Annotated in this window: 19 protein-coding genes; 14 read left to right on the forward strand and 5 right to left on the reverse strand. The window is 72.9% G+C overall.

What is annotated here, in order from left to right; all coding sequences use genetic code 11:
• Positions 1-75: 75 nt before the first annotated feature.
• The 8 genes from ACFWPQ_RS26800 to ACFWPQ_RS26835 all read left to right on the forward strand — a co-directional run bounded on the left by ACFWPQ_RS26800 (position 76) and on the right by ACFWPQ_RS26835 (position 8,323).
• Entirely contained in the window at positions 76-924 is an 849-nt protein-coding gene (locus ACFWPQ_RS26800; protein ID WP_384039722.1) for an inositol monophosphatase family protein, read from the forward strand.
• 84 nt (positions 925-1,008) lie between these two features.
• Positions 1,009-2,418, forward strand: a complete 1,410-nt coding sequence (locus tag ACFWPQ_RS26805; protein WP_384039725.1) for a phytoene desaturase family protein — start codon at positions 1,009-1,011, stop codon at positions 2,416-2,418.
• Positions 2,415-2,924, forward strand: coding sequence for an O-acetyl-ADP-ribose deacetylase (locus ACFWPQ_RS26810; protein WP_384039728.1), 510 nt, complete (start codon positions 2,415-2,417; stop codon positions 2,922-2,924). The genes ACFWPQ_RS26805 and ACFWPQ_RS26810 overlap by 4 nt, the downstream gene beginning before the upstream one ends.
• Before the next feature lie 375 nt (positions 2,925-3,299).
• Positions 3,300-4,181, forward strand: a complete 882-nt coding sequence (locus ACFWPQ_RS26815; RefSeq protein ID WP_384039730.1) for a YhjD/YihY/BrkB family envelope integrity protein — start codon at positions 3,300-3,302, stop codon at positions 4,179-4,181.
• Positions 4,182-4,285: 104 nt separating this feature from the next.
• On the forward strand, positions 4,286-6,940 hold the full coding sequence (locus ACFWPQ_RS26820; protein WP_384039733.1) for a LuxR C-terminal-related transcriptional regulator: 2,655 nt from the start codon (positions 4,286-4,288) through the stop codon (positions 6,938-6,940).
• 111 nt (positions 6,941-7,051) lie between these two features.
• Positions 7,052-7,249: a hypothetical protein gene (locus tag ACFWPQ_RS26825; RefSeq protein WP_361301881.1), complete on the forward strand. Its 198-nt coding sequence runs from the start codon at positions 7,052-7,054 to the stop codon at positions 7,247-7,249.
• Between the two features lie 126 nt (positions 7,250-7,375).
• A complete protein-coding gene (locus tag ACFWPQ_RS26830) occupies positions 7,376-7,846 on the forward strand; it encodes an SHOCT domain-containing protein (protein WP_384039736.1) in 471 nt (156 codons plus the stop codon).
• A 33-nt stretch (positions 7,847-7,879) separates the two neighbouring features.
• Positions 7,880-8,323 (forward strand): hypothetical protein, encoded by a 444-nt coding sequence (locus ACFWPQ_RS26835; protein WP_361301887.1) that lies wholly within the window; start codon positions 7,880-7,882, stop codon positions 8,321-8,323.
• 39 nt (positions 8,324-8,362) lie between these two features.
• On the opposite strand, the gene ACFWPQ_RS26840 is transcribed toward ACFWPQ_RS26835, so the two are convergent.
• Positions 8,363-9,268 (reverse strand): LysR family transcriptional regulator, encoded by a 906-nt coding sequence (locus ACFWPQ_RS26840; protein ID WP_384039740.1) that lies wholly within the window; start codon positions 9,266-9,268, stop codon positions 8,363-8,365.
• A gap of 145 nt (positions 9,269-9,413) precedes the next feature.
• Here ACFWPQ_RS26840 and ACFWPQ_RS26845 point away from each other — a divergent pair, with 145 nt between their 5' ends.
• The 4 genes from ACFWPQ_RS26845 to ACFWPQ_RS26860 all read left to right on the forward strand — a co-directional run bounded on the left by ACFWPQ_RS26845 (position 9,414) and on the right by ACFWPQ_RS26860 (position 13,252).
• Positions 9,414-10,304, forward strand: coding sequence for an SDR family oxidoreductase (locus tag ACFWPQ_RS26845; protein ID WP_384039743.1), 891 nt, complete (start codon positions 9,414-9,416; stop codon positions 10,302-10,304).
• A gap of 96 nt (positions 10,305-10,400) precedes the next feature.
• Entirely contained in the window at positions 10,401-11,867 is a 1,467-nt protein-coding gene (locus ACFWPQ_RS26850; protein ID WP_384039879.1) for an AlkA N-terminal domain-containing protein, read from the forward strand.
• A 20-nt stretch (positions 11,868-11,887) separates the two neighbouring features.
• On the forward strand, positions 11,888-12,370 hold the full coding sequence (locus ACFWPQ_RS26855; protein ID WP_384039745.1) for a methylated-DNA--[protein]-cysteine S-methyltransferase: 483 nt from the start codon (positions 11,888-11,890) through the stop codon (positions 12,368-12,370).
• A gap of 117 nt (positions 12,371-12,487) precedes the next feature.
• On the forward strand, positions 12,488-13,252 hold the full coding sequence (locus ACFWPQ_RS26860; RefSeq protein WP_384039748.1) for a DeoR/GlpR family DNA-binding transcription regulator: 765 nt from the start codon (positions 12,488-12,490) through the stop codon (positions 13,250-13,252).
• Here ACFWPQ_RS26860 and ACFWPQ_RS26865 read toward each other — a convergent pair.
• Complete coding sequence (locus ACFWPQ_RS26865; RefSeq protein WP_384039751.1) at positions 13,249-13,986, reverse strand: NAD-dependent deacetylase; 738 nt, start codon at positions 13,984-13,986, stop codon at positions 13,249-13,251. The genes ACFWPQ_RS26860 and ACFWPQ_RS26865 overlap by 4 nt on opposite strands.
• A gap of 190 nt (positions 13,987-14,176) precedes the next feature.
• Here ACFWPQ_RS26865 and ACFWPQ_RS26870 point away from each other — a divergent pair, with 190 nt between their 5' ends.
• Positions 14,177-14,917, forward strand: coding sequence for a hypothetical protein (locus tag ACFWPQ_RS26870; protein WP_384039754.1), 741 nt, complete (start codon positions 14,177-14,179; stop codon positions 14,915-14,917).
• 62 nt (positions 14,918-14,979) lie between these two features.
• Here ACFWPQ_RS26870 and ACFWPQ_RS26875 read toward each other — a convergent pair whose 3' ends face one another.
• The gene (locus tag ACFWPQ_RS26875; protein ID WP_384039757.1) at positions 14,980-15,474 is read right to left on the reverse strand and encodes an NUDIX domain-containing protein; all 495 of its coding nucleotides are present in this window, start codon (positions 15,472-15,474) and stop codon (positions 14,980-14,982) included.
• Positions 15,471-16,574 carry an ADP-ribosylglycohydrolase family protein gene (locus ACFWPQ_RS26880; protein WP_384039760.1) on the reverse strand — a complete coding sequence of 368 codons (1,104 nt, stop codon included), beginning with the start codon at positions 16,572-16,574 and terminating at the stop codon, positions 15,471-15,473. The genes ACFWPQ_RS26875 and ACFWPQ_RS26880 overlap by 4 nt, the downstream gene beginning before the upstream one ends.
• 156 nt (positions 16,575-16,730) lie before the next feature.
• Between ACFWPQ_RS26880 and ACFWPQ_RS26885 the strand changes: the two genes are divergently transcribed.
• Positions 16,731-17,867 (forward strand): glycerate kinase, encoded by a 1,137-nt coding sequence (locus ACFWPQ_RS26885; protein ID WP_384039882.1) that lies wholly within the window; start codon positions 16,731-16,733, stop codon positions 17,865-17,867.
• Positions 17,868-17,877: 10 nt separating this feature from the next.
• Here ACFWPQ_RS26885 and ACFWPQ_RS26890 read toward each other — a convergent pair whose 3' ends face one another.
• Positions 17,878-19,110 (reverse strand): alpha/beta fold hydrolase, encoded by a 1,233-nt coding sequence (locus ACFWPQ_RS26890; protein ID WP_384039763.1) that lies wholly within the window; start codon positions 19,108-19,110, stop codon positions 17,878-17,880.

The raw sequence follows: 19,110 nt of genomic DNA on the forward strand, positions 1-19,110 counted from the left end.
TGTTCGTCCGTATTCCATGCGCCGTACATCGAACCCCTGGGGATTGTTGTCAGTGGCGCGTGCTCTCATGGAGGCATGATCGAAGCAACGGAGACCATCGACGAGTTTCTCCTCCAGCACGCCGGTGACGTCGAGGACGCCGTCCGCAAGGCCGCACGGACCGAGATCCTGCCCCGCTGGCGCCGGCTCGCCGACCACGAGGTCGACCAGAAGAGCGGCCCGCACGACCTGGTGACCGACGCCGACCGGCTCGCCGAGCGGTATCTCACCGCGGAGCTCGGCGCCCTCCTGCCCGGCTCCGTCGTCGTCGGCGAGGAGGCGGTGCACGCCGACCCGGAGACGTACGACGCGCTCCAGGGCGACGCGCCGGTGTGGATCGTCGACCCGGTCGACGGCACCCGCCAGTTCGTCCGCGGCGAGGACGGCTTCTGCACGCTGGTGGCGCTCGCCCACCGGGGCGTCCTGCTCGCCTCCTGGACCTACGCCCCGGCCCGCGAGCAACTCGCCACGGCGGTACGGGGCAAGGGCGCCTTCCTCGACGGCGAGCGGCTGCTCGCCGGTGCGCCCGAGGCGGGCCGCGACCTGCGCATAGCCACCTCCCACCCGGACTACACGACCGACGCGCAGAAGCGCGCGCTGCACGCCCTGTGGACCGACGGCGTGGCCCCGCGGGCCTGCGGTTCGGCGGGACTTGAGTATCTCGCCGTCGCCCGGGGCGAGTTGGACGCCACCGCGTTCTCCTGGGAGGCCGCCTGGGACCACGCGGCCGGGCTGCTGCTGGTCGAGGAGGCGGGCGGCGCCCACCTCACGATCGCCGGCCAACCCTTCCGGATCACGGGCGACAACGCCCTGCCGTTCACCGCGGCCCGCGACGCCGCCACCGCCCACCGGATCGTGGACCTGCTGCTGAACCCGCACTGGTAACCCGAGCGAGGGGAGTGTCAGTCCCCCGGCATATCCTGAACCCGAGTGGCCATCGGCTGACGAAGGGGTCCCAAGGTGCCGTCGATGCTCGATGCGGTCGTGGTGGGGGCGGGGCCGAACGGCCTGACGGCCGCCGTGGAGCTGGCCCGGCGCGGCTTCTCCGTGGCGCTCTTCGAGGCGAAGGACACCGTGGGCGGCGGCGCCCGCACCGAGGAGCTCACCCTCCCCGGCTTCCGGCACGACCCGTGCTCCGCGGCCCACCCGCTGGGCATCAACTCGCCGGCGTTCCGCGCCCTGCCCCTGGAGCGGTACGGCCTGGAGTGGCTGCACGCGGACCTGCCGATGGCGCACCCGTTCCCCGACGGCCGCGCGGCCGTGCTGGCCCGCTCCGTCGCCGAGACCGCGGCCTCCTTCGGGCCGCGTGACGCGGGCACCTACCGCAGGCTGGTCGAGCCGTTCCTGCCCAAGTGGGACACCCTGGCCCGGGACTTCATGTCCCTGCCGCTGACCGCGCTGCCGCGCGACCCGGTCACCCTCGCCCGGTTCGGCCTGGCCGGGCTGCCGCCCGCCACCCTGCTGCTGCGCCGCTTCCGCGACGAGCGGGCCCGCACCCTCTTCGCCGGACTCGTCGCCCACGTCATGGCCCCGCTCAGCGGCTTCGCCACCGGCGCGGTCGGCCTGGTCTTCGCGCTCGCCGCGCACGCCCGCGGCTGGCCGGTGGCCCGAGGCGGCTCCCAGGCCATCTCCGACGCCCTCGCCGCGTATCTCGAGGACCTCGGCGGTGCGATCCACACCGACTACGAGGTCAAGCGCCTCGACGACCTGCCGCCCGCGCGGTCGTACATCTTCGACACCTCGCCCACCGCCCTGGCCCGTATCGCCGGCTTCGGCACCTACTACCAGGGCTACCGGTACGGCCCGGGCGTCTTCAAGATCGACTACGCGCTGGACGGGCCGGTCCCCTGGACGGCGCCGGAGGCCCGCCGCGCCGGGACCGTGCAGATCGGCGCGGACAGCGCGGAGATCGGCACCGCCCTGCGCGCCGCCTCCCGCGAGGGCCGCGCCCCCGACCGGCCGTTCATGATCACAGTGCAGCCGAGCGTCGTGGACCCGGGCCGCGCCCCCGACGGCAAGCAGGTGTTCTGGGCCTACGCCCATGTGCCCAGCGGCTGGACCGGCGACCTCACCGAGGTGATGGAGCGTCAACTGGAGCGCTTCGCCCCGGGGTTCCGCGACCGCGTGCTGGCCCGCGCCACCGCCGGACCCGCCGAACTCGCCGCCCGCAACGCCAACTACGTCGGCGGCGACATCGGCACCGGCGCGGTCTCCGGCCTGCAGATCATGCTGCGCCCCAAGCTGTCCCTGCACCCGTACGGCACCCCGCACCCGGCCGTCTTCATCTGCTCGTCCGCCACCCCGCCCGGACCGGGCGTGCACGGCATGTCGGGGCACAACGCGGCGAAGGCCGTGTGGAGGAGGTTGCGACAGTCATGACCCGTATCACCCTCGTCCAGGGCGACATCACCCGGCAGAGCGTCGACGCCATCGTCAACGCGGCCAACTCCTCCCTGCTCGGCGGCGGAGGCGTCGACGGCGCCATCCACCGCCGCGGCGGCCCCGCCATCCTCGCGGAGTGCCGGGAGCTGCGCGCCTCGCACTACGGCAAGGGCCTGCCCACCGGACAGGCCGTCGCCACCACGGCCGGCGACCTCGACGCCCGGTGGGTCATCCACACCGTCGGCCCCGTCCACTCCCAGAGCCTGGACCGCTCCGAGCTGCTGGCCTCCTGCTACCGCGAGTCCCTGCGACGCGCCGACGAACTCGGCGCCCGCACGGTCGCGTTCCCCGCCATCTCCACCGGCGTCTACGGCTGGCCGATGGACGACGGCGCCCGGATCGCGGTCGAGACCGTCCGGGACGCCGACACCGCCGTCGAGGAGGTGCGGTTCGTGCTCTTCGACGAGCGGGCCTACGAGGCGTTCGCCCAGCAGCTGCCCTGACGGCACCGCACGGCACGGGGTGCCGTCGCACCGCCCGCCCCGCACCCTGGACGGCAGGGAAAGGAGCAGGCGATGCCGACCAGCGGGCGCAGACCGCACAGCGGGTCCCGGGCCGACGCGTCCGGGTCCGGTGGGGCCAGAGCCGGTGGGTCCCGCGCTGACGAGTCCGGGTCTGGCGTGTCCGGGTCCGGTGGGTCCGGGGCGGGCCAGTCCGGGTCTGGCGCGTCCGGGTCTGGCGCATCTGGGTCTGGCGTGTCTGGGTCTGGCGGGTCCGGGTCCGCCGCGTCCGGGTCTGGCGCGTCTGGGTCCGCCGCGTCCGGGTCTGGCGCGTCCGGGTCCAGCGCGTCCGGGTCCGGCGTGTCCGGCGGGTCCGGTGTGTCCCGGTGGCGTGAGCGGACCGCGCGTCTGGTCGCCGCCGCGAAGGCCGCGCACCGGCGGGCGGAGACCCGCTTCCCGGTCGTCACGCACCTCGCCGACCGCATGGTGTCCGTGAACATCTTCGACACCGCCACCCGCCTGGCCGCCCAGTGCTTCCTGACCGCCGTTCCGCTGCTCTTCGTCTTCGCCGCGTACGCCCCGCCGGTCGTCCGGGACCAGCTGCTCCACTCCATGCGTTCGGTCTTCGGACTGTCGGGCCCGATCGACACCGGAGTCCAGCAGCTGATGCAGCCGCCGGACGAGAGCCTGCGGCAGACCACCGGCGTGGTCGGCGGACTCATGGTGCTCATCTCTGCCACCGCCGTCAGCCGGGCCGTGCAGCGGCTGTGCAAACGCGCCTGGGAGATCCCCCGGGGCGGCATCCGGATCGCCCCCTGGCGCTGGGTGGCCTGGCTCGCCCTGTGGATCGCCGCCCTGCTCGTGCAGGGCACGCTGCGCAACGGCTTCGGTCTGGGGGTCTGGCTGGGCGTACCGGTCACCCTCGTCTGCCAGACCGGCCTGTGGTGGTGGACGCAACACCTGCTCCTCGGCGGCCGGGTCACCTGGCGGCCCCTGCTGCCCGGCGCCCTGCTCACGGCGGCCGCCCTCACCGCCCTGGCCGCGACCGCCCAGCTGTACATGCCGAGGACGCTCGACCGCACCGTCGCCGAGTACGGCCCCGTGGGCTCGGTGTTCGTGCTGCTGTCCTGGCTGATCGTGATCTGCCTGACCGCCACCGTCAGCATCAGCACCGGGGCGGTCCTCGCCCAGGAGCCGTTCCTCGCCACCCGCCTCGGCAGCCCGCCGCCCGGCCGGGATCCGGACGCGCAGCTGCCCTGATGCCGGGCCGTGGGCCCCGTGCGCCCTGCGCGGCGGCGCCGACACTGGGATCCTGATCGTGTGGAGCGCCGACCACGGCCGACCGGACCCGGGAGGTGATCTCTGTGACCGCGAGGGACGACAGCACACGGGGACCGGCCGTCGGGTACGCCGATCCACTGGGGGAGCCGTTTCTGCGCACCCGGTTCGCCGTCCCGGCCAGACCCGCCACCTTCGTCCGCAGGCCCCGGCTGACCGCCCACCTCGGCCAGGCCCTCGACACCCCGCTGACCATGGTCAACGGCGCCGCCGGAGCCGGTAAGACCCTCCTCGTCGCCGACTGGGCGGCCGGGCTCGGCCAACCGGTCGCCTGGCTCACCAACGAGGCGGGCGACCAGGGATCCGGCATGTTCTGGGCCCATGTCCTGCACGCCCTGCACACCGCCGGAACACCGCTGCCCGCCGGAATCGGCGGCTCTCCCGGCGGCGTCCGCATGGTGGACCACCGACTGCTGGGCCGCCTCGCCGACGAGCTCAACGGCCGCGACCGGCCCGCGATCCTCGTCCTCGACGAGTTCGACCGGCAGACCGCCCCGGAGACGGCCGAGCAGCTGGAGTTCGTCCTCCACCACGCCGGACGGGGACTGCGGCTGATCCTCGTCACCCGCACCGAACCCCTGCTGCCCCTGCATCGCTACCGGGCGGCGGCGGCCATGACCGAGATCAGGAACGACGAGCTGGCCTTCACCCCCGAGGAGGCGGCCGACCTGCTGGCCCGGCACGGCCTGCGGCTGCCCGCCGACGCCGCCCGCGCCCTGGTGGAGCGCACCCGGGGCTGGGCGGCCGGACTGCGTCTGAGCGCCCTGGCCGCCCAGCAGAGCACGGATCCGGAGACGTACTTGAAGGAGTTCGAGGCCGGGCACAGCACCATCGCCGACTTCCTCCTCGCCGAGGTGGTCGGACGGCAGCCGTCCCGGACGCGGGACCTGCTGCTGCGGGTCAGCGTCCTGGACCGGTTCGGCCCCGAGCTGGCGGAGGCGCTCACCGGCCGCCCCGACGCCGGGCCGCTGCTGGCCGGACTGTGCCGGCAGAACGCCTTCGTCGAGGACCTCGGACACTCCTGCTACCGGCTGCATCCGCTGTTCGGGGAGATCCTCCGGGTCCATCTGCGGGCGCGCGCCCCGGGCCTGGAACCAGAACTGCACCGGCGCGCCGCCTGGTGGCTGCGGGCCCACGGCGCGGTGCCCGAGGCGCTGGCCCACGGCGCGGCGGCGGCCGACTGGGAGTGCGCCGCGGGCGCCCTCGTCGACGACCTGGCGATCGGCCGGCTTCTCACGGGCCCGCGCGCCGACGACCTCACCGAGCTGTTCTCCGGGATGGGCCCGGAGGCCGGCGGAGCGGACGTGGACCTGGTGCGCGCGGCCCGTGAGCTGTCCGAGCACGACCTCGACCACGGCCTGGCCCACCTCGGCCGCGCCGAGGAGAGCCTGAACCCCGGCGCGACCACCGCCGCCGGCCGGCTGAGCTGCGAGCTCCTGGAATCCCTGGCGGCCAGGCTGACCGGTTCCCCGGACCGCGCCGAACAGGCGACGGCAGCGGCCGCGCGACTGCGCCGCGAGGTGCCCGCCCACCTCCTCGACAGGCATCCCGAACTCACCGCCCTGCTCCTCACCCAGCTGGGCTCGGCCCGGGTGTGGGCAGGGCACTTCGAGGCGGCCCGCGCCGCCCTGGCCGAGGTGGCCGACCTCCCCGGCGCCGCCCTGACCGAACTGCCCCGGGAGGACTGTCTCGGGCATCTGGCACTGCTCGACTACCTCGACGGCTGGCCCGACCGCGCGGAGAGCCGGGCCCTGGCCGCGACGGACGTGACCCGGCACTGCGGCGGACGCCCGTTCCCCGGCGCCGGGCTCGGACAGCTGGTGCTGGCCGCCGTGGCCGTCGACCGCGACGAGCTGGGGCGGGCCCGGGCCCTGCTGGCCGAGGCCGCCGAGTACGGTCCCGGACCCGGCGTACCCGACCCGGTGACCGAGGCGTGCCGCGCCCTGGCGACGAGCCGCCTGCACCTCGCGCTCGGCGACCCGGATGCCGCCGCGCACGCCGCCGACCCGGCCGTACGGACCCAGGTGACCTCGCCCTGGGCCCGGGCCAACGCGGCCCTGGCCGCCGCGGCCGCCCTGCTCGCCGAGGGACGGCCCGGCCCGGCCGCCGAGGTGCTGGACGGGATCGATCACCCCGGCGCACCCCTGTGCGCGGCGGACGTCGCGTGGGCACGGCTCGTCGCCGGCCGGTGCGAGGAAGCCGTCGAGACGGCCGACCGGCTGTGCGCGGAGGACGGGACCGGCCCCGGGGTCACGGTCCGGGCCACCCTGGTACGGGCCCGCGCCGCGGCCGACGCGGGGGACACCGGCACCGCCCGCAAGCTGCTCGCCAGAGCCCTGCTGGAGGCACGCCGGGACCGGCTGCGGCGCCCGTTCCTCGACGCCGGGCCGGGGATCCGCCGCCTCCTGGACACCCCGCCGCTGCACGGCCTGGCCGCGGGCTGGCTGCACGGCGACGGCCGCGGCGCCGACTCCGCGCCGCTGCTCGTCGAGGAGCTCAGCGGCCGGGAGCGCGAGGTGCTCGGCCGGCTGGCGCAGATGATGTCCACGCAGGAGATCGCCGCCGATCTGTACGTCTCCGTGAACACGGTGAAGACGCACCTCAAGAGCATCTACCGGAAACTCGGCGTGGGCCGGCGCGGCGACGCGGTGCGCCGGGCCCGCGAGCGCGGACTGCTGTGACCGCCACCCGCCCCGGCCCCCGGTTCACCTGCGCCGGGTGAGGCCGGCGGGCGGCCGCGAGGGGCAGGATCACGGGACAGACCGCAGCAGACCCGCGGCGGGAGACGGCTCATGCGCTACGAGATCCGCGTCGAAGGGACCATGTCGGAGTTGCTGACCCGGGCCTTCCCGGAGATGGAACACGTGACGATGTCCGGCGAGACGGTCCTGTTCGGTCCCGTCGTCGACGAAGCGCATCTGTACGGCCTGCTGAACCGCTGTCTGTCGCTGGGGCTGCGGGTCGTTGAGATGCGGCGCCTGCCGGAGTGACAGGGCCGCCGGCACGCGAGCGGCGCACGATCACCCGCATCGGGTGAGGAACCCCGGCGCCCGCCGTGCGCACGCTGGGACCGCAGGGCGCGGCCGACCGGCCGGCGCCGTGGACGGAGGACGTACATGAGCGCGCAGACCTACCTCGCATACGACTATCCGCTGCTGAGCGCCTTCTGGACGATGCTGTGGCTCTTCCTGTGGATCATGTGGCTGGTCCTGCTGTTCCGGATCATCGTGGACATCTTCCGCGACGACTCGATGGGCGGCTGGGCCAAGGCCGGCTGGCTGGCCCTCTGCATCGTGGTCCCCTTCCTGGGCGTCCTCGTCTATGTGATCGCCCGCGGCAAGGGCATGGGACAACGGGAGATCGCCCAGGCCCGCGACCAGCAGAAGGCGTTCGAGTCGTACATCCGGCAGACCGCCCAGGGCGGCCCCGGCCAGACCAGCAGCGTCGACGAACTGGCCAAGCTCTCCGAGATGAAGTCCCGCGGTGACATCTCGGACGAGGAGTTCCGCAAGGCCAAGGCACTGGTCCTGAGCGACTACCCGCCGGCCGAGAGCTCCGGCTCGGTGCCCACCGCCCACGGGCGCTGAGCACCCCCTCCGAGAACGAATCGAGGCAGCCCTATGACCGCCACACATCCCGCGCACCACCCGCACCAGCACACCGCCAAGATGGCGTGGGCCGGCGGACTGACCGCCTTCGCGGGCGTCATGCTCCTGATCGCCGGACTGCTCGCCGTGTTCCGGGGCATCATGGCGATCGCCCAGGACGACGTCTTCGTCACGACCCCCAACTACGTGTTCAAGTTCGACCTCACCAGCTGGGGCTGGATCCACCTGGTCCTGGGCGTGATCGCCGTGGTCGTCAGCATCGGCCTCTTCCAGCCGGCCGCGTGGGCACGCGGCGCCGGTGTGGCCATCGCCGCGTTGGTGATCATCGCCAACTTCCTGTCCCTGCCGTACTACCCGGTCTGGTCCGTCGTGATGATCGCGCTGTCCGGGTTCATCATCTGGGCGCTGTGCGTGGCGCGCGACGACTCGGCGGACACGGGCACTGACCTGGGCTGACGGCGCGGCCGGTGCCGTATCCCGCGTGCGGGACTCGCTTCACACCGAGTCCCGCACGCGCGGCGTGACTCTCCCGTCGGGCACCAGACGTGCCTCGGCCGCGCGGCGGAACGCCGTGCCCAGCGGGTGGCGGTCGCCCGCGCGCGTGGCCAGCACCACCTGGACGGGGCCTGCGTCCACGACCGGGACGAGGGCGATGTCCGGCCGCACGTTGCCGCGGAACCCGGCCGGCGCCAGGGACACCACCTCACCGCTCGCGACCAGCTCCAGCTTGTCCTCCAGGGTCTCCACCACCGGGCCCAGGTTGGTGTGGCCGGGGGGATTCGCCCCGATCCGGTCGGAGCCGGTGAAGCGGGGGAGCGGCTCGTCGGCGAAGTCGGCGAGGGTGACCGACTCCCGGCCGGCCAGCCGGTGGCCGAGCGGCACCAGGAGGACGCGCGGCTCGTCGTAGAGGACCGTGATGTCCAGGTCGTCGGCGGAGAACACGAGCCGCGTGACCACCACGTCGACCCGGTGGTCGAGCAGTGCGTCCCGCGGTTCGTTCCAGTCCACGTGCAGGGTGCGGACGTCGGCCGCCGGGTGGCGGTGGCGCAGCTCGCGCACGGCCGGGGTGACGATCATGTTGGTGGTGTAGCCGACGGTGAACGTGCCCTGCGCGGCCGCCGAGCGCGCACTCGCGGCGGCCCGGCCCGCCGTCCGCAGCAGCTCCCTGGCCTGTGGCAGGAAGACCGCCCCGGCCTCGGTGAGCCGGGTCCCGCGCGGCGTACGGTCGAGCAGCCGGGCGCCCAGCTGGTTCTCCAGGCGCCGGATCTGACGGCTCAGCGACGGCTGGGCGAGATGCAGTGCGTCGGCGGCGCGGCCGAAGTGCAACTCCTCGGCGACCACGGTGAAGTAGCGCACCAGGCGCAGCTCCAGGTCCACCGGCGGTACGAGGGAATCGGGCACCCGTCGACTCTACTCCGGCAGCCGTGAGCTGCGGTCATGACCGGACGGGCATCACCGGGTGCGGAACAGGTCTTGGACCCGGGGTCCGGGCCGGGCGCACGCTGGAGTCATCCCAACACATTCACTCTCCGTGAGGTGATCTGTCATGCGTGTGTTCGTCACCGGCGCCACCGGTTTCATCGGCAGCGCGGTGGTCCGCGAACTGCTCGGCGCCGGCCACCAGGTGCTCGGCCTCGCCCGCTCGGACGCGGCCGAGGCGGCCCTGAAGGAGGTGGGGGCGGAGGTGCACCGGGGCGACCTGAACGACGTCGACGGGCTGCGGATCGCGGCGGCCGCGACGGACGGGGTGGTCCACACGGGCTACAACCACGACTTCTCCGACATGCCGGGTGCTCTCCGTACCGAACTCGGCGTGCTGCAGGCCCTCGGTGACGCGCTCGCGGGGTCCGGCCGGCCCCTCGTCGTCACCTCCGTGACCGGCCTCCTCGCCCCGGGTCGCCTCGGCACCGAGGAGGACGGGCCCGACCAGGCGGGCCCCGGCGTCCACCGGGCCGAGGCGGAACGCTCCGCCCTGGCCCTGGCCGACCGGGGGGTACGGGTCTCGGCGATCCGGCTCCCCCAGGTGCACGGAGCCGGCGACCACGCCTTCGTCCCGCACCTGATCGGCATCGCCCGCGAGAAGGGCGTCGCCGCCTACGTCGGTGACGGCACCAACCGCTGGGCGGCCGTGCACCGCCTGGACGCCGCCGGCCTCTACCGCAGGGCCGTGGAGACGGCCCCGGCCGGCGCGGTGCTGCACGCGGTCGCGGATGAAGGCGTCGCGCTCCGCGACATCACCGAGGTCATCGGCCGCCGACTCGACCTGCCGGTGGTGTCCCTGGCACCGGAGGAGGCGGCCGGCCACTTCGGCTGGCTGGCCCGCTTCGTCGGCAACGACAATCCCACGTCGAGCGCCGCCACCCGGGAGCGGTACGACTGGCAGCCCGAGCGGCCCGGGCTGCTGGCCGACCTCGACCAGGACCACTACTTCGGCTGAGGGCCGCAGGCTCCCGGAGGCCAGCCCACCTTCGTGTCGGATTTCCGCCAGCATCGGCCGCCCCCGGTGGCCGATGCTGGATCCATGCAGAAAGGGATGCACCACGACCGCGAGCACTGCGTACGGGCCGTGCAGTCGAAGGACGCGCGGTTCGACGGCTGGTTCTTCACGGCCGTCCTGACCACCCGCATCTACTGCCGGCCCAGCTGCCCGGTGGTACCGCCCAAACCCGAGAACATGACGTTCTACCCGAGTGCGGCCGCCTGCCAGCAGGCCGGGTTCCGGGCGTGCAAGCGCTGCCGTCCCGACACCAGCCCCGGTTCCCCGGAGTGGAACCAGCGCGCCGACCTGGTCGCCCGCGCCATGCGGCTGATCGCCGACGGGGTCGTGGACCGCGAGGGCGTACCCGGCCTCGCCGCCCGTCTCGGCTACAGCGCCCGGCAGGTGGAGCGCCAGCTGCTCGCCGAACTCGGCGCCGGCCCGCTGGCCCTGGCCCGGGCCCAACGCGCCCAGACCGCCCGCCTGTTGATCGAGACGACCGCCCTGCCGATGGCGGAGATCGCCTTCGCCGCCGGCTTCTCCTCGATCCGCACCTTCAACGACACCGTCCGTGAGGTCTTCGCGCTCTCCCCGAGCGAACTGCGCGACCGGCGCCCCAGGTCGGCGCACCACGCCCCGGGTGCACTCACCCTCCGCCTGCCCTTCCGCGCCCCCCTCAACCCCGACAACCTCTTCGGCCACCTCGCGGCCACCGCCGTACCCGGCGTCGAGGAGTGGCGGGACGGCGCCTACCGGCGGACCCTGCGGCTGCCCTACGGCCACGGCATCGCCGCCCTCGCCCCGAAGCCCGACCACATCGCGTGCCGGCTCACCCTCAGCGACCTGCGCGACCTGCCCGTCGCCATCAGCCGCTGCCGGCGCATGCTCGACCTGGATGCCGACCCGGTGGCGATCGACGACCAGCTCCGCACGGATCCCTTCCTGGCGCCGCTGGTGGACAAGGCGCCCGGCCGCCGGGTGCCGCGCACCGTCGACGAGGCGGAGTTCGCCGTCCGGGCCGTGCTCGGCCAGCAGGTCTCCACGGCCGCCGCCCGCACCCACGCGGCCCGCCTGGTGACCGCCCACGGCACCCCGGTGGACGACCCCGAGGGCGGTCTCACCCACCTCTTCCCGTCCCCGGAGGCGCTCGCGGAGGCGCCCCCGGACTCCCTGGCGATGCCCCGCACCCGCCGCACCACCTTCACCACCCTGGTGGGCCAACTCGCGGACGGCACCCTCCACCTGGGTGTCGAGAGCGACTGGGCCGAGGCGCGCGCCAGGCTCCTCGCCCTCCCCGGCTTCGGCCCGTGGACCGTCGACGTCATCGCCATGCGCGCCCTCGGCGACCCCGACGCCTTCCTCCCCACCGACCTCGGAATCCGGCGCGCCGCCCAGGAGTTGGGCCTGCCCGGTACCCCGGCCGCGCTCACCGCACGCGCGGCGGCCTGGCGCCCCTGGCGGGCCTACGCCGTCCAGTACCTGTGGGCGACCGACAGCCACCCGATCAACTTCCTGCCCGTGTAAGCACGTTCAAGGACATCGCCGTGAAGAACCACACCGTGACCGACAGCCCCTACGGCCCCCTCACCCTGGTCGCCGAGGACGGCACCCTCTGCGGCCTCTACATGGAGGACCAGCGCCACCGCCCACCGCAGGAGACCTTCGGCACCCGCGACGACGACCTCTTCGCCGAGACCCAGGACCAGCTCTCCGCCTACTTCGCGGGCGAGTTGAAGGAGTTCACCGTCGAACTGCGCCTGAACGGCACTCCGTTCCAGCGCAGCGTCTGGGAGCAGCTGTGCCAGATCCCCTACGGCGAGACCCGCTCGTACGGCGAACTCGCCGAGGCCCTCGGCAACCCCCAGGCCTCCCGCGCGGTCGGCCTCGCCAACGGGAAGAACCCGGTCGGCATCATCGTGCCCTGCCATCGCGTCATCGGCGCCAACGGCGGCCTCACCGGCTACGGCGGCGGCCTGCCCCGCAAGCAGCGCCTGCTGGACTTCGAACGGGGAGAGGGCCTCTTCTGACCGCCCGGCGACCGGGTCGGCGGGCTTGAGGGGCCCTCCTCGAACGGCTGCTGCACAGGTCAAACTCCCTTGAATGCAAGGGAGTTGCCTAGCGGTAGCCGTGTAGTGTCCTGTCGTGTGCTGGCTGAACAACGACATCAACTCATCCTGCAGGCGTTGAGATCCGGCGGCACCGCCACCGTGACGGATCTTGCCGGTCGCCTGGAAGCCAGTGCCGCGACAGTCCGTCGTGATCTCCTCAAGCTGGAAGAGGACGGGTTGCTCACCCGTGTTCATGGCGGAGCGGTCATCGAGGAGGACCCCGCGCCGTTCACCGAGGCTGCCGAGGCCCAGGTGGATGCGAAGGATGCCATAGCCGCCAGGGCGGCCACGATGATCGAGGACGGGCAGTCGGTCATCCTCGACTCCGGCTCGACCGTCTACCGGCTGGCCCGCCGGTTGCACGGGCGCAGGATCACCGTGATCACCAACAACCTGGCGGTGTACGAGGAACTCGCCCAGGACGAGAACGTCGAACTCATGCTGCTCGGCGGCGTGGTCAGGCGAGAGTCGCGCATGCTGGACGGCTTCATGGCGGAGGACAACCTCCGCCAGGTGCACGCCGACTGGCTCTTCATGGGAGCCTGCGGCATCCGCGCGGGCGCTCAGGTCATGGACACCACGGTCGCCGAAGTGCCGGCCAGACGCGCCATGATCGCCGCCAGCGACAAGGTGGCCCTTCTCGTGGACGACACCAAGTTCCCCGGAGCCGGCATGGTGAAGATCTGCGGTCCGGAGGACCTGGATGTCGTCGTGACCAACGCACCGCGCAGCGCTACGGCCCGGACGGCGTTGGCGGAAGCGGGTGTGGTCGTGATGCAGGTGAGCCCCGCCGGAGCCTAGGAGTCGTTCTCCGTGCTCAGCCGATGGACCAGCTTGGGCAGCGCGGTGCCGATGGGTTCGCGGATCACTTCGTCGGCGAGTTCGTCGTACGGTGTCGGCTCCGCGTTGACGATGATCAGCTGGGCACCATGGTCGGCGGCCACGCCCGCGAGTCCGGCGGCCGGCTGCACCTGGAGGCTGCTGCCGACGGCGATGAACACCGTGCACGCCTTGCTGATGGCGAGGGCCTCGCCGAGGACGTCCGGGTCGAGCCGCTCGCCGAACATCACGGTCGCCGACTTGAGGATGCCGCCGCACTCCAGGCACGGCGGGTCCTCCTCGCCGGCCTCGACGCGGGCGATCGCGTCCGCCATCGATCCCCGGGCGTGGCACCTGGTGCACACCACACTGCGCGCCGAACCGTGCAGTTCGAGCACCTTGCGGGCGGGCATCCCGGCAAGCTGGTGCAGCCCGTCGACGTTCTGCGTGATCACCCGTACGGGTGTCCCCGCCTGCTCCAGCTCGGCTACGGCCCGGTGCGCAGCGTTGGGCTCGGCCTTCAGCGTCCGGTTCTTGCGCCGCATCTGCCAGGACCGGCGCCGGATCTCCGGGTCGCCCATGTAGTACTCGTAGGTCACGAGCTTCTCGGCCTCGGGATCCTTCCGCCACAGCCCGTTGGGACCGCGATAATCAGGGATCCCGGAATCGGTGGAGATGCCTGCGCCACTCAGGATGGCGACGAGAGGCTTGTTCATGGGCCGAGAGTAGGACGCCTGCGCGAGCGGAGGCGAACGGATATCGGCGACCTTCTCTGCCCCCCCTGTGTCTCCGTTAGGTCTGTTCCCGTTAGGCTCCCCGTTGACTTCAGTCCCGGCGCACGTCGGGTTTCTCGCGTGGGTGCTCTCAGCCGGGGCATCGGGGGGTGGGCGAATGATGGATGCTGCTGTGCTCGGAAGACGGGTCGTCGCGGCGGCTGGGCTTGTGCCGGTGCTGGTGCTGATCGGCGCGTGCGGTGCGGCCGGCGGGGACGATGTCGGAGGGCACAAGAAGTCCGCGACCGCCAGGTCCGCCTCGCCTGCAGGTCTGTCCCCACAGCTGGACCAGAAGGGGCTCGACCGCCTGGCGCTGACCGCGCGGGACGTCCCCGGCTACACCGTCGACACCGTCACCGGCAAGGGCAGCCCGGTGGACCACGACATGCTCAAGACCTACCGCGCCGTCACCCCCGCACCTTGCCGGCCCGTCTACGCCGCCGCGGAGCTGGGCAGCCTGCACGACTTCACGGCCCAGGTCGGTGAGGACGTGGTGTCGGCCTCCGACGATCTCGGGCAGCACGCGAGTGTCGGCCTGTCCTCCTACACCCTTGCCGATGCCCGCAGGGTGATGACCGAACTGCGCGTGGCTCTTGCGAAGTGCACCACCGCCGAGATACGCCCGTCCGCTGCCCACCCCGATGCAGGTATGGGGTATTCCGATACCCGCTCCCGGTCCGTCTCCGACTACGGCGACGAGACCCTCGCTTTCGACGCCACCACGGTCTTTGCCGGCGGGGGACCCAGCGTCCCCGTCACCGTCCTGGTCGTCCGCAAGGACTCCACCGTCGCCACTTTCCTGTCCCTCAACCCCGTCCAGCCCCCGACCGTCCCCCAGGACATCGTCGACGCGCAGCTGAAGAAGCTCGCGTAGCAGCCCACTCGGAGGGCGAAGCACCGCACGCGCGCCGGCTCGCCGGAACAGGCGGGCACCGGTCACCCCACGCGGTTGCCGTTCTCCAGTTCGGCGGGGCCCGTGCCCTCGGCCAGTACGTCCAGGGCGACCAGGACGCGACGGCCCAGCGAACCCGGGAGGTGGGCCGTGATCTCCTCGCGCGGCACCAGCCGCCAGGACAGCAGCTCCTCCTCCTGGAGCCTGATCGCCCCGAGGTCCGCGTCGGCGAGGACACCGCCGTCGTACACGTACGCCACGATCGGCGGACGTCCGGCGCCGTGCACCCAGTCCACCGTCAGCAGCCGGCCCATCTCCCGGTCCAGGCCGATCTCCTCCAGGGTCTCCCGGCGGGCGCCCTGGCGCGGGGTCTCCCCGTCGTCGGACTCGACGGTCCCGCCCGGCAGCGCCCAGCCCTCCCGGTAGTTGGGCTCCACGAGCAGAACCCGTCCCTCGGCGTCCCGGAAGAGCGCGGCGGCCCCGGCGAGGATCCGGGGGAGGCTCGCGATGTACGCGGCGTAGGCGTCAGTCGTGGTCACTCGGGAAGCGTAGCGAGTGCGGACTCGCTGCCGGTCCGGGCGACGCGTACGGTGCGTGCCGCCAGGTCGCCGACGCGGGCCCCGTCGAAGCCGAAGACGGCGCTGCGGACCGTGTCCTCCAGGGGGTCCTTCCACTGGTCCGGGACGGCCGCCGCGCCGGTCAGCACCCCGGCCACCGAACCGGCCGTCGCCCCGTTGGAGTCGGTGTCCAGGCCGCCGCGCACGGTGAGGGCGATGGTCCGGGAGAAGTCGCCGTCGCCGTACAGCAGCCCGGCGGTCAGGACGGCCACGTTCGGGACGGTGTGGATCCAGCCGAGGCCGGAGGTCTCGGCCGAGACGGTGGTGAGGGTGTCCTCCCAGCTCAGCCGGGTCTCGTGGAGGGAGACGACCCGGCGCACGGTCCTGGCCAGCCGGCAGCCCGCCGGTACGACGGTGAGCGCGGTCTCGACCGCCTGCCGCACCGTCGGCGCGGTGAACGCCGCCGAGATCAGCGCGGCGGCCCACATCGCGCCGTACACCCCGTTCCCGGAGTGGGAGAGCACCGCGTCGCGGCGGGCGAGGGCGGCGGCCCGCCGCGGGTCGCCGGGGCAGGTCCAGCCGAAGACGTCGGCACGGATCAGGGCACCGATCCACTCCTGGTAGGGATTGTCGTAGGTGGCGGTGAGGGGCGGTCTCAGCCCGTTGACGAGGTTGCGGTAGGCGGCCCGTTCCGCCGTGAAGGTCTGCAGGTACGGCAGCCTCTGCAGCCAGAGTTCGCCGACCTGCTCGGTGCTGAAGCCGAAGCCGTGGGTCTCCAGGAGGTGCAGGCCGAGGATCGCGTAGTCGACGTCGTCGTCGCGGCAGCTGCCGTGGATCCGGCCGCGCACGCACTGGCGCCACTCCGGGCGCAGCGCGCGGGCGTCGCTCTCGTCGGCGGGCTCGGGGAGGTAGTCGGTGAGCGGCAGGGCGGCGGCCCGACGCAGATAGCCGTCGATGCGCTTCCGGGTCCACACGTCGCCCTGCTCGACCGGTTTGCCGAGCATGTTGCCCGCGATCCGGCCGAGCCAGCCGCCGAGCACACGGTCGGCGAACTCGGGTCCCAAAGGTCCGAGACTGCTCATGGCTGTGGTGTACCCGTTTTCCGGCGTCCTGTCCTCCCAGCCGGTTCCCAGCCCCTTCCCAGGCTTCGGGCTGGGCATGACGGGGAGGGTGTCCTCCGGTTAAGGTCACAGCGGCGCGACTGGCCTTGACGTGCACGAGGCCCGGAGAGCAAGGGGATACAGGTGACACAGCGCGTGCTCATCGCCGCGGACAAGTTCAAGGGCTCGCTGACGGCCGTGCAGGTCGCCGAGCGGGTCACGGCGGGGCTCAGGCGGATCGTGCCCGGCGTCGACGTCGAGGCGCTGCCCGTCGCGGACGGCGGGGACGGCACGGTGGCCGCGGCCGTCGCGGCCGGATTCGAACGGTACGAGCGGGAGGTCGCCGGTCCGCTGGGGCAGGAGGTCACCGCCGCGTTCGCGCTGCGCGGCGACACCGCGGTCGTGGAGATGGCCGAGGCGAGCGGCCTGCAGCGACTGCCCCGCGGTGTCTTCGCACCCCTGACGGCCTCCACGTACGGCTCCGGAGAGCTGCTGCGGGCCGCCCTGGACGCGGGTGCGCGCACCATCGTCTTCGGGGTCGGCGGGAGCGCCACGACCGACGGCGGCGCCGGGATGCTCTCGGCGCTCGGGGCGCGGTTGCTGGACGAGGACGGCGAACCGGTTCCGCCGGGTGGCGGCGGTCTCGCCGACCTGGCCCGCGTGGACCTGTCCGGCCTGGACCCGCGCCTGTCCGACGTCGACCTCGTCCTCGCCAGCGACGTCGACAACCCGCTCACCGGCCCCAAGGGCGCGCCCGCCGTGTACGGCCCGCAGAAGGGGGCCTCGCCGGACGACGTGGCGATCCTGGACGAGGCGCTGAGCCACTTCGCCAAGGTCGTGGAGGCCGAGGCCGGCCCGCGCACCGCCGGGTACGCGACCGCGCCGGGCGCGGGGGCGGCCGGGGGCATCGGATACGGCGCCCTGCTGCTCGGCGCCCGTTTCCGGCCCGGCATCGAGGTGATGCTCGACGTCCTGGGCTTCGCGCCCGCGCTGGAGCGGGCGTCGCTGGTGATCACGGGCGAGGGCTCGCTGGACGAGCAGACCCTGCACGGGAAGGCACCGGCCGGGGTGGCGGCCGCGGCCCGCGCCGCCGACAAGGAGGTGGTGGCGGTCTGCGGCCGCCTCGCCCTGCCGCCGGCGGCGCTCGGCCGGGCCGGGATCCGCCGCGCCTACCCGCTGACCGAGGTCGAACCCGACGTGGTGAAGTGCATCGCGGACGCCGGGCCGATCCTGGAGCGGGTGGCGGAGCAGATCGCGCGGGACTTCCTGAGCTGAGGACGCGGACCTACTCCAGCGGGGTCACCTCGCCGTACGCGTCCCGGTAGTAGCTGCCGCTGGTGAGGCCCCACACCTTGCCCTTGTTGTGGAGCCACTGGAATGAAATGTCGTGCACATACTTGGCGGGGCGTTCCCAGACCACGGAGTGTCCCGCGCCGGCCAGCTGGAACATCAGCTTGTTCGGCCCGTGGATGGCCGTGTAGAGGGCCGGGACGGAGAAGCGCAGGGCCGTTGGGACGGGGGTGGTCGCCGGAGTGTTGGCCGTCTTGTCCAGCTCCCCGTAGACGATGATGGTGGGCACCCGGTCACCGAGTATGGCGTTGCCCGACGGGTCCCGGAGCGGCACGGTCTGGTTGGTCCAGCCCCATCCGAAGGTGTTCCGGTACCGGTGGATGCCCTCGAACACGCCCGGAGACGTCTCGGGACCCCACTTGCTGCCAATGGGGTCGTTCTCCATCATGGCGGCCCACGCCCTGTCCCCCATACCGGGATCCCGCTGAAGCGGGCTGCCCGTCTCGCGGTCCCACCCGACTGTGAAGCCGCTCTTGCTGTTGACGAACATGGGGAAGCCGTACAGGACCGCCGGGTCGGAGACAGGCATTTGCGTCCTCGGCGGAAGGTCGAAGGGGTTCGAGGCGTCTCCCGACCACCTCCCCTGCGGCGGGAAGATCGGGGCGAGCAGGAACAGGCTCTTGACGTTCTCGGGGTGCTGCAGGGCGTAGGGTCCCATGGCCGTTGCCGCGGCGGACCAGCCGATGAACTCGATGGGCGTGGTCATGCGGGGCTGAGCCATGATGTAGTCGACCACCGTGGCCAGCTCCGCTTCTTCGCTGCCGGTGTTGCTCAGCTGGTGCGGGTAATTGGGCAGGCCGGTGTACGGCTCCGGCAGGGGGTTGGGGACCAGGATGTCCCGCTGCGCCGGGTTGGCGTTCCGAGGGTCGTCCATCTTCGGACGTGGCGACCGCCCGTTGCCCTGCAGATCCATCATGAAGACGTCGTAGTGGTGCTTGGCCGCCAGCTGGTGTGCCCAGTTGTAGTCGATGTCGGCCCCGGGGACGTCCAAGTCGAATCCGGCGAGGACCGGCACGCTCCTGCCGTGGAGCATCAGCACGGGCTCGCGCGGCTGGTTGTTCTGGGTTCCGTCGTACTCACGGACGAACAGGTTCACGGACTCGCCCTCGTTCGCCGGAATCTTCGAGATGTGCTGAACCAGGTGGTCCTGCGGTGTGACAGCGGTCAT

The organism is Streptomyces sp. NPDC058464, from assembly GCF_042721035.1.
GTDB lineage: Bacteria > Actinomycetota > Actinomycetes > Streptomycetales > Streptomycetaceae > Streptomyces.

Excerpts from the sequence above, each read along its gene's own strand:
- ACFWPQ_RS26835 (WP_361301887.1), top strand. The coding sequence starts at position 7,880 with ATGACCGCCACACATCCCGCGCACCACCCGCACCAGCACACCGCCAAG.
- ACFWPQ_RS26810 (WP_384039728.1), top strand. The coding sequence starts at position 2,415 with ATGACCCGTATCACCCTCGTCCAGGGCGACATCACCCGGCAGAGCGTC.
- ACFWPQ_RS26800 (WP_384039722.1), top strand. The coding sequence starts at position 76 with ATGATCGAAGCAACGGAGACCATCGACGAGTTTCTCCTCCAGCACGCC.
- ACFWPQ_RS26850 (WP_384039879.1), top strand. The coding sequence starts at position 10,401 with ATGCACCACGACCGCGAGCACTGCGTACGGGCCGTGCAGTCGAAGGAC.
- ACFWPQ_RS26845 (WP_384039743.1), top strand. The coding sequence starts at position 9,414 with ATGCGTGTGTTCGTCACCGGCGCCACCGGTTTCATCGGCAGCGCGGTG.
- ACFWPQ_RS26830 (WP_384039736.1), top strand. The coding sequence starts at position 7,376 with ATGAGCGCGCAGACCTACCTCGCATACGACTATCCGCTGCTGAGCGCC.
- ACFWPQ_RS26890 (WP_384039763.1), bottom strand. The coding sequence starts at position 19,110 with ATGACCGCTGTCACACCGCAGGACCACCTGGTTCAGCACATCTCGAAG.
- ACFWPQ_RS26880 (WP_384039760.1), bottom strand. The coding sequence starts at position 16,574 with ATGAGCAGTCTCGGACCTTTGGGACCCGAGTTCGCCGACCGTGTGCTC.
- ACFWPQ_RS26805 (WP_384039725.1), top strand. The coding sequence starts at position 1,009 with ATGCTCGATGCGGTCGTGGTGGGGGCGGGGCCGAACGGCCTGACGGCC.
- ACFWPQ_RS26865 (WP_384039751.1), bottom strand. The coding sequence starts at position 13,986 with ATGAACAAGCCTCTCGTCGCCATCCTGAGTGGCGCAGGCATCTCCACC.
- ACFWPQ_RS26825 (WP_361301881.1), top strand. The coding sequence starts at position 7,052 with ATGCGCTACGAGATCCGCGTCGAAGGGACCATGTCGGAGTTGCTGACC.